The sequence below is a fragment of the Vibrio scophthalmi LMG 19158 genome, assembly GCF_000222585.1.
Lineage (GTDB): Bacteria > Pseudomonadota > Gammaproteobacteria > Enterobacterales > Vibrionaceae > Vibrio > Vibrio scophthalmi.
This window is the reverse complement of sequence record NZ_AFWE01000182.1, coordinates 161,037-175,485: the sequence shown is the minus strand read 5'-3', so window position 1 is coordinate 175,485 and position 14,449 is coordinate 161,037. Positions and strand designations below refer to the sequence as shown.

Annotated in this window: 13 protein-coding genes and 2 riboswitches; of the genes, 6 read left to right on the top strand and 7 right to left on the bottom strand. The window is 44.5% G+C overall.

Annotated elements, in window-relative coordinates; genetic code table 11:
* Positions 1-35: 35 nt before the first annotated feature.
* Both RH88_RS15440 and RH88_RS15435 read right to left on the bottom strand, forming a co-directional pair.
* On the bottom strand, positions 36-1,406 hold the full coding sequence (locus RH88_RS15440) for an alanine/glycine:cation symporter family protein (RefSeq protein ID WP_005597673.1): 1,371 nt from the start codon (positions 1,404-1,406) through the stop codon (positions 36-38).
* A 130-nt stretch (positions 1,407-1,536) separates the two neighbouring features.
* Positions 1,537-1,630: riboswitch (glycine riboswitch) on the bottom strand.
* Between the two features lie 2 nt (positions 1,631-1,632).
* Positions 1,633-1,748, bottom strand: a riboswitch (glycine riboswitch).
* 326 nt (positions 1,749-2,074) lie between these two features.
* On the bottom strand, positions 2,075-2,416 hold the full coding sequence (locus RH88_RS15435) for a 50S ribosome-binding protein YggL (RefSeq protein ID WP_005597672.1): 342 nt from the start codon (positions 2,414-2,416) through the stop codon (positions 2,075-2,077).
* A gap of 228 nt (positions 2,417-2,644) precedes the next feature.
* On the opposite strand from RH88_RS15435, the gene RH88_RS23745 reads away from it, so the two are divergent.
* Together RH88_RS23745 and RH88_RS15425 are read left to right on the top strand one after the other, a co-directional pair.
* A complete protein-coding gene (locus RH88_RS23745) occupies positions 2,645-2,803 on the top strand; it encodes a hypothetical protein (RefSeq protein ID WP_005597669.1) in 159 nt (52 codons plus the stop codon).
* 17 nt (positions 2,804-2,820) lie between these two features.
* The gene (locus RH88_RS15425; protein ID WP_005597668.1) at positions 2,821-3,561 is read left to right on the top strand and encodes a chromosome segregation ATPase; all 741 of its coding nucleotides are present in this window, start codon (positions 2,821-2,823) and stop codon (positions 3,559-3,561) included.
* A gap of 97 nt (positions 3,562-3,658) precedes the next feature.
* Here the strand turns inward: RH88_RS15425 and RH88_RS15420 are convergent, their stop codons facing one another.
* From RH88_RS15420 to RH88_RS15410, 3 genes are all read right to left on the bottom strand, one after another.
* Complete coding sequence (locus tag RH88_RS15420; RefSeq protein ID WP_005597666.1) at positions 3,659-4,204, bottom strand: hypothetical protein; 546 nt, start codon at positions 4,202-4,204, stop codon at positions 3,659-3,661.
* 178 nt (positions 4,205-4,382) lie between these two features.
* Entirely contained in the window at positions 4,383-4,880 is a 498-nt protein-coding gene (locus RH88_RS15415) for a response regulator (protein WP_005597664.1), read from the bottom strand.
* Between the two features lie 18 nt (positions 4,881-4,898).
* The gene (locus RH88_RS15410; RefSeq protein ID WP_040757988.1) at positions 4,899-6,827 is read right to left on the bottom strand and encodes an ATP-binding protein; all 1,929 of its coding nucleotides are present in this window, start codon (positions 6,825-6,827) and stop codon (positions 4,899-4,901) included.
* A gap of 230 nt (positions 6,828-7,057) precedes the next feature.
* On the opposite strand from RH88_RS15410, the gene RH88_RS15405 reads away from it, so the two are divergent.
* Positions 7,058-8,326: a DUF945 family protein gene (locus RH88_RS15405; protein WP_005597660.1), complete on the top strand. Its 1,269-nt coding sequence runs from the start codon at positions 7,058-7,060 to the stop codon at positions 8,324-8,326.
* A gap of 141 nt (positions 8,327-8,467) precedes the next feature.
* Positions 8,468-9,550, top strand: coding sequence for a 3-phosphoserine/phosphohydroxythreonine transaminase (gene serC / locus RH88_RS15400; RefSeq protein WP_005597659.1), 1,083 nt, complete (start codon positions 8,468-8,470; stop codon positions 9,548-9,550).
* 109 nt (positions 9,551-9,659) lie between these two features.
* On the opposite strand, the gene RH88_RS15395 is transcribed toward serC, so the two are convergent.
* Positions 9,660-12,068 (bottom strand): YgiQ family radical SAM protein, encoded by a 2,409-nt coding sequence (locus RH88_RS15395; protein WP_005597656.1) that lies wholly within the window; start codon positions 12,066-12,068, stop codon positions 9,660-9,662.
* 236 nt (positions 12,069-12,304) lie between these two features.
* Between RH88_RS15395 and RH88_RS15390 the strand changes: the two genes are divergently transcribed.
* Complete coding sequence (locus tag RH88_RS15390) at positions 12,305-13,009, top strand: hypothetical protein (RefSeq protein WP_005597653.1); 705 nt, start codon at positions 12,305-12,307, stop codon at positions 13,007-13,009.
* 126 nt (positions 13,010-13,135) lie between these two features.
* On the top strand, positions 13,136-13,336 hold the full coding sequence (locus RH88_RS15385) for a DUF4250 domain-containing protein (protein ID WP_005597651.1): 201 nt from the start codon (positions 13,136-13,138) through the stop codon (positions 13,334-13,336).
* An 86-nt stretch (positions 13,337-13,422) separates the two neighbouring features.
* Here the strand turns inward: RH88_RS15385 and RH88_RS15380 are convergent, their stop codons facing one another.
* Positions 13,423-14,334, bottom strand: a complete 912-nt coding sequence (locus RH88_RS15380; RefSeq protein ID WP_005597650.1) for a LysR substrate-binding domain-containing protein — start codon at positions 14,332-14,334, stop codon at positions 13,423-13,425.
* Positions 14,335-14,449: the final 115 nt, after the last annotated feature.

Below are 14,449 nucleotides of genomic sequence, written 5' to 3'. Positions count from 1 at the left end.
CCGCGTTTTTTTATATATATTCTATGGTCGCTATTTTAGGCTTTGGCTGATTCGAATTCATCGTTTTCAGTGGAAGCGAAAAACAGTTTGGTTTCTTCAACGACGACTTGGCGAAGGGCAATCAGACCAATGAGGTTTGGTATTGCCATCAGACCGTTAACGATATCGGCAATAATCCAAATCATATCAAGGTGAAGGAACGCACCAGAGGCAACCAAACAAACGAAGATGATTTTATACGGTAGCACCGCTTTTGTGCCCATAAGGAATACAACACAACGCTCACCGTAGTAGTTCCAACCCAAAATCGTGGTAAAGGCAAAGAAGATCAAGCCAATCGAAACCAGCATTGGACCGAAAGTATCCATGTTCAGACCAACGGCAAATGCGTGAGTTGTCATCGCGGCACCTGCCAGATCACCCTGCCATGCACCAGTTAGAATCAGAGCCAAGCCCGTCATGGTACAAATGATGATGGTATCGATGAAGGTGCCCGTCATTGAGATCAAGCCTTGCTTCACACATGAATCTGTCTTGGCTGCTGCTGCCGCCATTGGCGCACTGCCTAGACCTGATTCATTTGAGAAGACACCACGAGCAATACCCGATTGAATGGCGAGCATGATACTGGCACCTAAGAAGCCACCCGTTGCTGCGGTTGAGGTAAAGGCTGAAACGAGAACGAGCTCTACCGCATCCAACAATTTGTCGGCGTTCATAATGATAACGCTTAGACAAGCCAGCACATAGAACAGCGCCATGGTAGGAACGACTTTACCCGCAACTTTGGCAATAGATTGAATCCCACCAAGGGTAACAAAGGCGACTAATAGCGTCAGAATGCTGGCTGAGATTTCACGTGATACGCCAAATGAAATTTCTGTAGCATCAAGAATGGCGTTGACTTGTGGGAACGTACCAATACCAAAGCATGCAACCCCAAGAGCAAATACAGCAAACATGATCGCTAATGCTTTTGAGCCCACACCATATTGTAGGTAGTACATCGGGCCGCCAACCATTTGGCCTTTGTCGTCGACGCGGCGATATTTCACTGCAAGTAGACATTCAGCGTATTTGGTTGCCATACCGAATAAAGCCGCAAGCCACATCCAAAATAGTGCGCCAGGGCCACCCAGTTTGATTGCGGTTGCAACACCAACAATGTTACCAGTACCGATGGTTGCAGAGAGAGCTGTACAAAGTGCAGCAAAGCTAGAAACGTCGCCTTGCTTATCAGAATCATCTTTACTAAAGATCATTTTGAATGCAGTTGGTAAGTACCTAAACTGCAAAAGACCCAAACGGAAAGTGAAGTAGACGCCTGTGCCCACCAAAAGAATCAGTAGTGGTGGTCCCCAGACAAAGTTGTCGATTGTTTTTAGTAAAGATTGGAAGTTATCCATGGTTTCCCCTTAATTAAAAAAACTTTTAAGGAGAAGAGGGAAAGGTATGACGACATGAAGCATATCATCAAAAAATGAGTAGCATACTCGGCATATGAATACGCCAAGCTACGGATATAGTCTTTCCACTCCTCTGTCCTTTTGCCTGAGAGTTTCACCCTGCATTGTTGAAACAATGTAGGACTTGCTCCTTCGGCGACCGATTTAACGGTTCTCTCCAGAGGTTCCTCCAACTACAGTCCTCGCTACCCTAAGGTGGCACCTGAAAGATTTACTTCTTCGGTAGGTTATTATGCTCAAATGTTACCATTTGGTTAATAACCGCTCTCCTGCAGTCTTCATCGGAACAATTACTCAATTGTTGAGTAAATGTAAGTCAATAGTGCTGGTCACTTTTGACCAGAGAACTTTATCACTTTTTTTGATCAATTCAACAAGTTTTTAAATCAAATGACGAAAAGATTTGACAGAGGTTTCGATCAGTCTAGCGAAGAGGATTTTTAGGCGAGAAAGGAGGGCGGTTACTTAAAAAGCGAGAATAAAAAACGCCCCAAAAAGGAGCGTCTTAGCAATATAGAACTAAGCTACATAAAACTAAGCTACCGCGTTTAACCTTACTACGCTGTTATATTCGCGAGCGGCATCTGGCGGTGGATTAGTGATATCGATTAGTAGAAGTAGTTCGCGTCAACTAATTCGCTAGCGATCAGTTCACTGACTTCTTCACGAGCGTCTAGCCAAGCCATTACTTGAGCTTTCTGCTCTTCAGTTACGCTTAGGTAGCGCTCCGATGCACAGATAAAACCTTCGAACAGTTCAAGACCGCCGCCGCCAAAGCAAAGGCCTAGGCTATCGATATAGTCGATGAAGTCGTCTACAAACACATCATAACGATCGAAATCTGCAATGTTTGTTTTGCAGCTTACTTCAAAACCCATCATAGCGAATTCGCCTAGGTAAAGTTTTTTCAGGATACGACGTTTTTTGTTTTGCTGATTTAATGGTTTCATTTCTTTGCCTCGAATAAAAGGAACGGTTCTTTATACCCTAAATCTTGGTATTGCCCAAACTTAATGCCAGATTTATTATTTTATAGTACGGTAATCCACCAACTCTTTAGCTGCGAACGTCGATGATCTACATTTAAAGTAATAAAACGACATCGTTCTGACCTATTTTAGGTAAAAAATGGTATAAATGAGGCAGTTAAATTGGTGAGATTAGCCTAAGGAGAGGGTATGACAAGACTGATTGCAATCGTGTTTTTAATTGCGCTAGCTTATGTACTAGTTCGATATCGCACCAATGAAAAATTACAGAAATACGTGGTAATCACTCTGCTCTCAGGGTTTGTCGTGTACGTTACCACATTGATGATCACCGAACTTATGCGCTGAGCCAGTAGGAGCGAAGAGTGAATAACCAAACTGATATTGAAAGCACCGATGATGATGTTGTCGTGATAGAGGAGCGTGATAAACGCACTTATCTTTATATCGTGGTCGCTGGTGTATTGGGGTTAGCAATCGGTGGATTGATTGGATCTTCATTCACGGCCAAGCAATGGCAAAGTACGTATCTTGAGCTTCAAGAACAATACAAATCTCTAGAGCAAGATAGAGAGACCTTGGTGGTCACTGTAGAAAAACGCGTTGCTAAAGTGGATGACGAAGTTGAGCAAAAGCTGAAAGCAGCGATGGTTGAGCAGCAAGCGAAGTTTGATCAACAGTTGCAAGCGATGAATACCCAAGTGGCCGAATTGGAAAAAGCCAACCTTTCGCTCGAAGAGCAACTTAATGGTCAGAAGCAGCAATTGGCGGATGCGAACAAAGCCAACAATAAACTTAACTATCAAGCCAATATGCAAGTTACTTTATTGGAACGTTCTCGTGAATTGTTCCAACGAGAACTACAAGTTAAACAGGAATTAGAAGCCTTGATGCAAGAGCGTCAAGAACTTGAACCTAAACTCGAAGCGTTAAAAACAGAGTGTGATACGTATTTAGATGGCACATCTTGGGATGCTAAATCGGACTCTTGTGATAAACAAGATGAAGCGAGCTCGAGAATTAGCCAAATCAATCAAATGATTCGAGTACATCAGATGGATTTGGAGCAGATCAAGACAATAGCCGAACAGCTGGGAATGGAATAGGCTAGCTATTTAATATCATTGTATTAAGAAAAATCCCGCCATTCCTGGCGGGATTTTTTATTCTTGCCAAATTACTTCTTGGCTAATATCGCTAAACTTAGAAACGGAAACGAGTGGTGAACATCACTTGGTCACCATAGAATTCGTTGATGCGAGCTTCTGCACCTAGAGAGAATAGTTCAGTCGCATGGAAGCGAGCATACGCAGAGCCCATCCAATCTTCATTCTCATCGATTGATACGTAACCCAATTTGCCACCAACCTCAAGTTGTGGACCCAGCCATTGGCGTACGCCTAGGTTCAGTTCCATACCAGTATCGGTGCTAATTGCTTTTGTATCTACCATACGGAATAGGATCTCACCAGTTAGATCCGCCCAGTTGTTAATTGGCGCATGGAAACCAACACCCGTTGACAAATCGTAGTCACCAGAAAACTCAGAATCAAGGCGAGCAACGGCGTGCGCATTAGGGTGGATAGACTTGCTAATACCTGCACCGAACGTACCAGGGCTTGCGCCGATACGTGCTTCAACGTAATCGTAGCTAAAGTTGCTCATAACCGTTGGGCTGTTTGGATCGTCCATCGCAAGTGACTGACCAGATACCAGCACTAGCGCCGCAGCTAAGATTGTTTTGCGCATAAGTAGATTAACCTATAATAATTAAATTCTGTGTTAGGGCGATTTGCCCGCAAAGCAGTGCGTATAATACTGGTTCATAAGCTCTGCTCACAAGGCAAAATGTCATTGTTTTGGCGTTATTTTTCCAATGCTGAAACTCGCAGCAAGTGTTATGCCAGTTGCACTGGTTAAAATGTGACTATTCTCCAAAACTCAAGCGATTTTCCGCAATGGCGTTAAAAATCTGTTCGGTGTTGAGTACGGCAGCCCATGGCATCAGTTCTGGCTCGTTGTCGATCATAAATTGAGTGAGTTGATCTTTGATTACTTGACGGATTTGTTCACCATCCCATGGTTTCGCTAAATAAAAATCGAGGCTTGCATGATTAATCGCTTCTACCGTGTCTTCTAAACCTGCTTGTCCTGTTAATAACAATTTTCTAGCTTTGTTGGTTTCACGGTCTTCGCTTAGTTCAATCAAAAAACTAATTCCGGTTTGTTCTGGCATGATGTGGTCACACAAAATTAACGCAAGCTGTGTATCTTCGCTTTGTGCTTCTTGAATGATTTCCTTTGCTTCAGCGACAGATTCTGCCCCTTCCAATACAAAGTGCTCTTCAAAACAGTCGAGATCTTGAATAACGCTATCTAATACTTCTCGTTCGTCATCGACACATAGGATCAGGTATTTATTCATGGTTTCTTCCTCGCTGAATTAAGCTTGTGCCTCTATCGGTAGCCATACCGACATTTGCGTGAATTGGTTTTCGACAGATTCGACTTCAATCGTACCGCCGTGCTGTTGAATTATCTGTTGGCATACCGATAAGCCAATACCGAGTCCAAAGTTGCCTTCACGTTTTGTTGTGAAATTGAGTTCGAAAATCTTCTCTTGCAGTGCTTTGGAAATGCCACAACCATTATCTTTTATTGCGATCACGGCCCACATTTTTCCGTAACGGGTCGTCGCTCTCGTGGTCACCGTCAGGCTTCCTTTCTCTGGAAAGACATCAATCGCGTTGGAAATGAGATTGGTCCACACTTGTTGTAGCGCAATAGGTAAACAACGAATTGGTGGCAGTTCGGCGTAGTGCTTTTCGACGTTGTGGCGTTTTAGTTTGTTTTCAAAGATCACTAACGTATCTTCAATGCCTTCATGAATATCGACGTAGTGAAAGGTCTCATCATCAGGACGCGCATAGCCTTTTAAGCTTTTAACCATGTCAGCAATACGCTGAGCACAGACATTGATCGACCGTAGAGTTGCACCCGCAAGGTGGAAATTTTCCAGCTCTACTAAGTCGTAGGTCGCCTGCTGCTGATCGCGCTTGACGCGTTGTGCCCAGTAGGCATCATTTTCTAACCCTAACTTAACCAACTTTTTGGCTATACGACGGTCGCCTACTTTTTGCTCGGTCTCTTTAGTGCGCTTTCGCTCATCGGCGGTAGAGCTGGGTCGTGAGGAAAGAGCACGAGTTAAAATCTCGTCACCTAGCTGCTTATTTACAGGGTTTTGATTGGCGACAAGCTGATGGATATTATCGGTAAGGGTATCGGTGCCTCGTAAAATGGCGGCAATTGGGTTGTTGAGTTCATGTGCCACTCCGGCAACGAGTTGACCAAGCATTGCCATTTTTTCACGTTCGATGAGTTGCTGGTGGGCGGATTCGAGTGATTCAATGGTCTTTTGCAGTTGTAATTTCGTATTGATACTGCGTTGCAGACGGCGGTTAAAGTGCCGTAAGAGTAAGTTGGTAAACAAAGGCAGTAGAGCGGTGTTGGATTGCATGACTTTACTAAATTCATCACGATCGAGTTTGATGACATCAGTATCGGTCAAGGTTACCGCGGTGGAAAAGGATGGTTCGCCCGTTACAAATGACATTCCGCCGATTAAGTTGCCTTTGCTGTGGCGAACCACTTCACGTTGCATGCCTAATTCATCTTTTTTGTACAGTGCCACTTCACCATTGGTGATGAACCACAAGAAGCGGTTTTCTTCACCTTCTACGGTTAATAAATGGTCGCTTGAATAGTGTCGCATCGCTTGGTTTTCATCATGATCAGCAAAAAAGTCCGACAGGGCATCAATCACTTGTTCAGCTAATTGTGAATCGGATAAGCGGTGATGGTCAGAAATAAACCCTGCTTGGTAGTTGGCCATTTTCTGGTCGATATGTGCACGCAAGAGCTTTTGCTGTTCGAGAATTAGACTGTATGAGAGCAGGTTTTCTTTGTCATTCTCCACCACAAAAGTAGTGAGTTCTTTTTGTATGGTTTTGTAGACGAGGTTGTCTTGCAACGGTTTGGTTAAACAGTGGTCCAATCGACCTTCGTTAACGGCAGAAAGGATGGCTTGAATATCTTGTCCGCAACTAACCAAAATCCTACGTGCGTTTTGTGTTAGTGGGGATTTATCAAGTTGGTTGAGAAAGTTCGCCCCGTCGAAATTTTCGTGGTGGCTGGCGATAACCAGCGCAACAGGTTGATCGTTATCCATGCAATACTGCAACGCGCAATGCGCATCTTCAATGCTGTCAGCGCAATGCACATCAAATTTTGATGTGAATGCATTCAGCTCGCCACGTAGCTGTTCAATGCTAATAGGGTTGTTATCAAGACACAGTAGGGCATATTGGTTCAATTCGTTTCGCAACCTGTATTTCGTTGGTTTAGACAAGTTACCGTAGCAAGAAACAAGCGTGGCTGCTGAGAGCTAAGTTATAGAAATCTTGCATCAATAAGAATTCAGTCAATACTCTGATTTATCTCAATGTTTTTTGGTGTAAACTGTAACGATTGTTCGCCATGTTTGGCACAGCCGAATGGGCGAGATGGTTCACGCTATAATTGAAACTACGGATACTTTAAATCATGAGTGACATGCAGCAATTAAAAAAATACGCCGCGATTGGTGGTGCTATCGCCCTCGCATTTTGTTGGCCTTTAGCCGTTGGTCAAATTGGGCAGAATGTCATTCAAGATGGTGTGACTCAGATGAATAACGACGCAATCACTGCGGAAATTGTTCAATACGATCGTGGCTATCTTTCTTCTACCGTTCAAACTCGCTATACCATTACTGATCCACTTCTTGTTGCTCAATTGGAGGCGGATGGTATTCCAGCGCAGATCATGGTTGATAGCCAAATCACACACGGCTTATTGAGCATCAGTGCTGATTCAGAAATGACGAATTGGCCTGATTTACCGTTAACCTTGCATACGGTGACTCAGCTAAACGGTAACACCGACTTTGAGTTTAAATTGGATAATTGGCATCAAGTGAGTGAAGGAGAGCAGGGCGCGATGTTGTCTGTGACTCCGTCAACGCTAAAAGGCCACGTCACGGTGTTGGGCGAAGTGAGCTACCAACTTGATATTCCATCGATTGAAGTTGACTTTAACAGTGGTGAAAAATTACTGGTCTCTGGCATTACTGGTGATGGAGAAGGTAAGCAGGTTAATAGTTTCTGGATTGGTGATCAGCAAATTTCACTGGCCGATATGGCGGTATTAGATGGTGATCAAACACCACTGTTTGCGTTGAAAAAAGCCAAGTATGCTTATTCTTCATTTATGGATGAGCAATCAAAACGTGTGACCACTAAGCACAATGTCACGATGGCTGATCTATTAATGGAACAAGAGAAAGTCAGTAATTTTGAAGTTGATTTCGCCTTGGGTGATCTTGATGCTGTTGCGTTTGAACAGCTTGTATTAGCGTATCAAAATGCTCCAATGATGAATGCTGACGATATGCAAAACATTATCCCGCATGTTGATAGTTTGTTCTCGAATGGTTTTTATCTTTCAATGGATAAACTTGCCCTAACAATCGGCCAAGGCGAGTTTACTTCTGAGTGGAAGTTAACGGTTCCGCAAGGGACGAATGATGTATCGCGTAACCCAATGAGCATTATGCCTGCACTGCAAGGCCATATTGATACCTTCGTGTCGAATGGCTTGGTTGAACAATATCCAGCGTTACAGCAGGGTGTTGATGAAGGCATGATCATGGAGTTTGTTAAGCAAACAGACAATGGTTACCGTGCAAAAGCAGAGCTTAAAGAAGGCAATTTTGTCTTTGAAAATGGCCAGAAAGTGCCATTAATGAGCTTGCTATTACCTTTGATGATGTAGCTTTTACTTTGGAATAAAGTAAAAAGAGATACGATTAAAATCAAAAGAGGTCTAAAGACCTCTTTTGTCACTTTTTTACTCGTTAAAAAAGTGGTATTAATGTGAACAGTCTTACATAAAGCATGAGCAAGGAAAGAATCCGTGGACAACGTATTTAATTTTAGCGCCGGACCAGCGGCTTTACCGAAAGCGGTAATGGAGCAAGCCCAGTCTGAATTGGTGAACTGGAATAATCTTGGTACATCGGTGATGGAAATCAGCCACCGCAGCAAAGAGTTCATCCAAGTTGCTGAAGAAGCAGAGCAAGATCTGCGTGATCTATTAAACATCCCAAACAACTACAAAGTATTGTTTTGCCAAGGTGGTGCACGTGCACAGTTTGCTGCCGTGCCTTTAAACCTATTGGGTCAGAACAATAAAGCGACGTATATTGATGCAGGCTTCTGGGCAGAAAGTGCCATTGATGAAGCTCAGAAGTATTGTGAAGTTGACTCGTACGTCGCTAAGACAGAAATTGATGGCAAGATTGCCGTTACGCCTGCTAGCGATTGGATTGTGGCGGAAGACTCAGCCTATGTGCATTTTTGCCCGAACGAGACCATTGATGGGGTAGAAATTTACGATCTACCGCAAACGGATAAGCCTATCGTGGCAGATATGTCCTCGAACATTCTTTCACAACGCATTGATGTGTCAAAATATGGCGTGATCTATGCGGGCGCGCAGAAAAATATTGGCCCATCAGGATTGTGCATTGCGATTGTACGTGATGACTTATTAGATTTAGCAAGCCAAGTTGTACCTAGTTTCTTGAACTATAAGGTATTAGCTGAAAAAGACTCAATGTTTAATACGCCACCTACGTTTGCATGGTACCTATCTGGCCTCGTTTTCAAATGGTTGAAAGCGCAAGGTGGGGTAGAGGCGATGGAGCAAATAAACCGTGAAAAAGCAGCGTTGCTTTACAACTACATTGATAGCTCTGATTTCTACCGTAATTCAGTTCATTCTGCTAACCGTTCACGTATGAATGTGCCATTCCAATTAGCGAAACCGGAATTGGATGAAGCATTTCTTGCTCAAGCAAAAGCACGTGGTTTAGTCGCACTGAAAGGCCACCGAGCTGTAGGTGGTATGCGCGCTTCAATCTACAATGCGATGCCATTAGAAGGTGTACAAGTACTGGTAGACTTTATGCGCGAGTTTGAGGCCGCTAACGCTTGAACTGCTCCTCTTAGTTTCTTTTAAGCTGAGAGTGCGTTTATCGCGATAATATAGAAAAGCCGACGTGGTGAACGTCGGCTTTTTTGATCTTGAAACTTAGCGAAATCTCTTAACGATGTTTCGGCTTGCGGTTACCCGAAGAGGCAGGTCGGTTACCTTGCGCACCTTTGCCCGATGAACCTTTCCCTTGTGAACCATTTGTCCCGCGGCTTTGGCTATTACCATTACCTTGGTTATTGTTTCCACGTTGGTTTGGTTTAGCGAAACCACCTTTTGATTGGTTTTGACCATTGCCTTGTGGTTTTTGCCCAGAGCGTTGCGGGTTGCCATCATTATTGCGTTGGCGATTGTCTCCGCTTTGCTTGCTGCCTTGTTTAGCATCACGATTCCCTTCACCGCGTAAGCTGCCAAAACCAGGTTGGTTTTTGGTGTGTTTGGTAGCAAAGCGCTGCGAACCATGACGACCAGACTTACGACGCTGAGCGGGTGTCAGTACATCATCGTTGGTTTCTGGCACCAGACAATTTGGTTTATCACCGATTAGGTGTTTTTTACCCATGTTGGTGAGTGCTTCACGAATCAATGGCCAGTTATCTGGATCGTGGTAGCGAAGCAGTGCTTTATGTAAACGACGTTGGCGTTCACCTTTCGCAACGGGAACATCTTCACGCTTTTTGTATTTCACGCGTTTAAGTGGGTTCGTCTCTGAGTAATACATCGAGGTTGCATTACACATCGGTGATGGGTAGAAGTTCTGCACTTGGTCAGTTTCAAAGTTGTTCTTTTTCAGCCACAGTGCAAGGTTCACCATGTCTTCATCTTCAGTACCTGGGTGAGCTGAGATGAAGTAAGGGATCAAGTATTGCTTCTTGCCTGCTTCTTGGCTGTATTTTTCAAACATCTCTTTGAAGCGATCGTAAGTGCCCATTCCCGGTTTCATCATCAGATCCAGAGGGCCTTTTTCAGTATGCTCTGGTGCAATCTTCAGATAGCCACCCACGTGATGAGTTACGAGTTCGCGCACATATTCTGGTGATTCGATTGCCAGATCATAACGAACACCTGAGGCAATCATGACCTTCTTGACGCCATTGACGCGACGAGCTGCGCGATACAGGTCGATAGTGTGTTGGTGATCAGTATTGAGTTTGTTACAGATCCCCGGGAACACACAAGACGGACGACGACAGTTTGCTTCTGCTTTAGGATCGCTACAGCCAAGACGATACATGTTCGCCGTTGGGCCACCTAAATCGGAAATTGTGCCAGTAAAACCGGGTACTTTATCGCGGATCTCTTCCAGTTCTCCAATGATTGATTCTTGAGAACGGTTTTGGATGATTCGACCTTCATGCTCTGTAATTGAACAGAATGAACAGCCGCCAAAACAGCCGCGCATGATGTTAACCGAGGTCTTGATCATGTCGTAAGCTGGAATTTTTGCTTTGCCGTACATTGGATGAGGTACACGCGCAAAACTAAGACCAAATACATAGTCCATTTCTTCGGTGCTTAGTGGAATCGGCGCTTGGTTTACCCAAAGTTCACGATCGCCATGGCGCTGAATCAGTGCACGACCAGAATATGGGTTGGTTTCCAAATGCATCACACGACTTGCATGTGCATATAAGATACGGTCGTTATTAAGTTTTTCAAACGGCGGTAAGCGTACTGCGGTCGTTGCCGCATCATGACGAGAAGGACGAATCGTGATCGCTTTCGCTTCAGGCTCTGCTTTTTTAGTTTCACATTGCTCTTCCACCGCGTATGGGTTTAGCGGTACAAAAGCCTCTTTACGCGGTTTTTCAATGCGCGAAGAGTCAATGATAGTGAAGTGCTCTGGCTCTGCCGCTAAGTTAACCGCGGTACCACGAATGTTGGTCAGCGTTGAAATGTCTTCACCATCGGCAAGGCGATGTGCCACTTCAACGAGTGCGCGTTCTGCGTTACCAAATAACAAGATGTCTGCTTTGGCATCAAATAGTACAGAGCGGCGTACTTTGTCTGACCAGTAATCGTAGTGGGCTAGGCGACGTAGGCTCGCTTCAATACCACCCAATACAATTGGGATGCCTTTGTAGGCTTCACGACAGCGTTGAGAATAGACTAAGGTTGCACGGTCTGGGCGTTTGCCACCTTCGTTATTTGGGGTGTAAGCATCGTCATGACGTAACTTTTTATCCGCGGTATAACGGTTGATCATCGAGTCCATGTTGCCTGCAGTAATACCAAAGAAGAGGTTTGGTTTACCTAACGTCATGAACGCGTCTTTATTATTCCATTCTGGTTGAGCAATAATACCAACGCGGAAACCTTGCGCTTCAAGCAGACGACCAATGATCGCCATACCGAAACTTGGGTGGTCCACATACGCATCACCAGTGACGATGATGATGTCACAACTATCCCATCCTAGGGCGTCCATTTCCTTACGGCTAGTCGGTAAAAAAGGAGCCGTACCAAAGCATTCCGCCCAGTATTTTTTATGCTCGTGAATTGGAGTGATGTCGTTGTACATATTTTGCTCTTAGTTCCAGTGAGGGCGAATTATAGCGGCTAATTACAATGGTATCTAGCCTTCTATTTGCAGATAACTCAATTGGGCGAAGGCCTTATATTAATTAGGGTTAAGCCTGTTACCGCATGCTTGCGTTGTGTCGCTAAATCCAATTTTAAAAGGCGTAACAATCTAGCGAAAAACCACCAGTTTGCTATTATCCGCGACAAATTATTATTCTCGTGAGCTATTCACATATGATTCAGCAATTGTTAGCAACGTTTGCACCTATGCTATTGGGTGCGCAACTCATCTTAACACTCGTGTTGGTCAAGGGCGAAATTTGCCCGGGACAACGCGGCCGCGTGCATAAAATGCTGACCCCTTTGGTCGTGTTATGGCTGGCTGTCGCTTCTTTAAAAATCGAAGCTTTCATGGTGGCAGCCGCAATCGGTTATTTTTATTCTCAGGTGCAAACCGGAAAAACGCGAGAAAAAGGCCCGTTATGGCTGTTGTATCTCGCTAACGGTCTCGCAGTTGCTTACGTTGGAATTATGATTGGTGAGCAAACGAGTATCGCATCAGGGGCGAATATCTTGGTGCAAGTCTTGCTTCTTGGCGGCTGTTTTGGCCAGCTGTTGCTCGTGGTCGCGCGTTCACGTCTGCAAGCTTTTCAGCGTATTTTACCAGTTGTCGGCGTATTAGCGGCGATGTTGACGGCGATTACTTTAGTCTTTCAAGCGTACAGTTTGAGCGAAGAAGCCCTACTGGCGATCAGCTTACCCACCATCCTAGGCATGATTTTACTTATTTCAGCCGTGGTCGTGTGGTGCTTCCATCTATTTACTACCAAAGCAGTCAGCAAAGGCCAATTGGGCTTCGCTCTGGTTATTTTAGTGGTAGTGACGGTCGTCAATCAGCCTATGTTTGATCAAGTCTTTAGCCAGCCACTCGTCGGCTAACAGACGCTTAAACGAAATTCGATCTGCCTCACTTTTAATTTCGCTAATCAGAGCTAGGCTTTTAAATATGAGCTTGGCAACAAGTCTGTTGGTAGGCAATGCCTTGAAATGATAGGGAGTGGAGTTATGGATTTAAGCGACGTTCGTGGTTTTGATAGCATTATCCTTCTCGGTATCGTCAATGAGAAGTTGCGCCTAGAGTGCGATAGCTTCGATGATCTGGTCAGTATGTATGAGATGGATGTAGAGCAGGTCGTTGGTAAGTTGGATGTTTTAGGCTATCAATATGATCCGCTCACCAATCAATTCAAAGCCTACCAGCGCTAATGTAATCGTGGCAGGTATGATAACCACCAATAAAAAGAGGCATTGATTGCCTCTTTTTTATATTTAGAGCGTCATACCCACGACGATTAGGCGAGGGTAATTCCTTCTAAATGGCTTTTACACTGCTGTTTCGCTGTCGTGAAGAAGGCTTGTAGATAGCGTTTTTCTTTCTCTGAATTACGTGTTGCTGCAAATAGACGCCGAGATAGACCATCACCTAGTGGTACGCTGCTGATCAAGCCTTGGCGTGAAAATTCACTGATTGCCCAATTGGGTAATGCCGCCACACCCAATCCCGCTGACACCATTTGCACCAGCATTAAGGTATTATCGCACTGCTTCCATTTTGCGGGCTCAACGCCTGCCGGTTGTAAGAAGTGCTTAACCACATCTAAGCGCTGCTTTTGCACAGGGTAGGAGATCATGGTTTGATCGGCTAAGTCTTGTGGCTCAATCTGGGTTTTATTAGCGAGTGGATGATTGACTGCAGTGATCAGGCGCATCTCAAAATCAAAGAGCGGTTCAAAATGCACTTCCGAACGTGGTTGAATATCGGAGGTGATCACCAAATCTAATTCTCCGCTCATTAAGGCAGGTAAAGGCTCAAAGCCAAAACCAGAAGAAAAATCGAGCGTGACACTGGGCCAAGTAATTTGATACTCCTTCAGCGCTGGCATCAACCATTGAAAGCAAGAGTGGCATTCAATCGCCATATGCAGTCGGCCGTTCACATCTTCTTTTAAACTTGCTAGCTCATTTTCTGCTTTTGCTAGTCGCGGCATGATGTCATCAGCAAGGCGCAACAAAATTTCACCTTCTGAGGTAAATTTGACCGGCCGTGTTTTGCGTAGAAACAACTGGCCACCAAGGCGTGATTCAAGATCTTTGATCTGGTGTGATAACGCTGATTGAGTTAAATGGAGCGAGGTTGCGGTGGCCGTCAACGAACCTGTCTCTCGCAAAGAGGCCAGTGTTCTTAAATGTTTTAATTCGATCATGAATTCCCTTCAGCTGCATTTCCTTTGCATGAATAGAGTTAACCTACCTGTTTTAATGCCACAAGTAAACGTCTAGACGTCTATTTGTGTTTCCTTTACGTCCCAATTGTAAACT

Bases quoted from the DNA above. Each gene is read 5' to 3' on its own strand.
- RH88_RS15440 (WP_005597673.1), bottom strand. From the start codon at position 1,406: ATGGATAACTTCCAATCTTTACTAAAAACAATCGACAACTTTGTCTGG.
- RH88_RS15435 (WP_005597672.1), bottom strand. From the start codon at position 2,416: ATGAAACCATTAAATCAGCAAAACAAAAAACGTCGTATCCTGAAAAAA.
- RH88_RS23745 (WP_005597669.1), top strand. From the start codon at position 2,645: ATGACAAGACTGATTGCAATCGTGTTTTTAATTGCGCTAGCTTATGTA.
- RH88_RS15420 (WP_005597666.1), bottom strand. From the start codon at position 4,204: ATGCGCAAAACAATCTTAGCTGCGGCGCTAGTGCTGGTATCTGGTCAG.
- RH88_RS15415 (WP_005597664.1), bottom strand. From the start codon at position 4,880: ATGAATAAATACCTGATCCTATGTGTCGATGACGAACGAGAAGTATTA.
- RH88_RS15405 (WP_005597660.1), top strand. From the start codon at position 7,058: ATGAGTGACATGCAGCAATTAAAAAAATACGCCGCGATTGGTGGTGCT.
- RH88_RS15395 (WP_005597656.1), bottom strand. From the start codon at position 12,068: ATGTACAACGACATCACTCCAATTCACGAGCATAAAAAATACTGGGCG.
- RH88_RS15390 (WP_005597653.1), top strand. From the start codon at position 12,305: ATGATTCAGCAATTGTTAGCAACGTTTGCACCTATGCTATTGGGTGCG.
- RH88_RS15385 (WP_005597651.1), top strand. From the start codon at position 13,136: ATGGATTTAAGCGACGTTCGTGGTTTTGATAGCATTATCCTTCTCGGT.
- RH88_RS15380 (WP_005597650.1), bottom strand. From the start codon at position 14,334: ATGATCGAATTAAAACATTTAAGAACACTGGCCTCTTTGCGAGAGACA.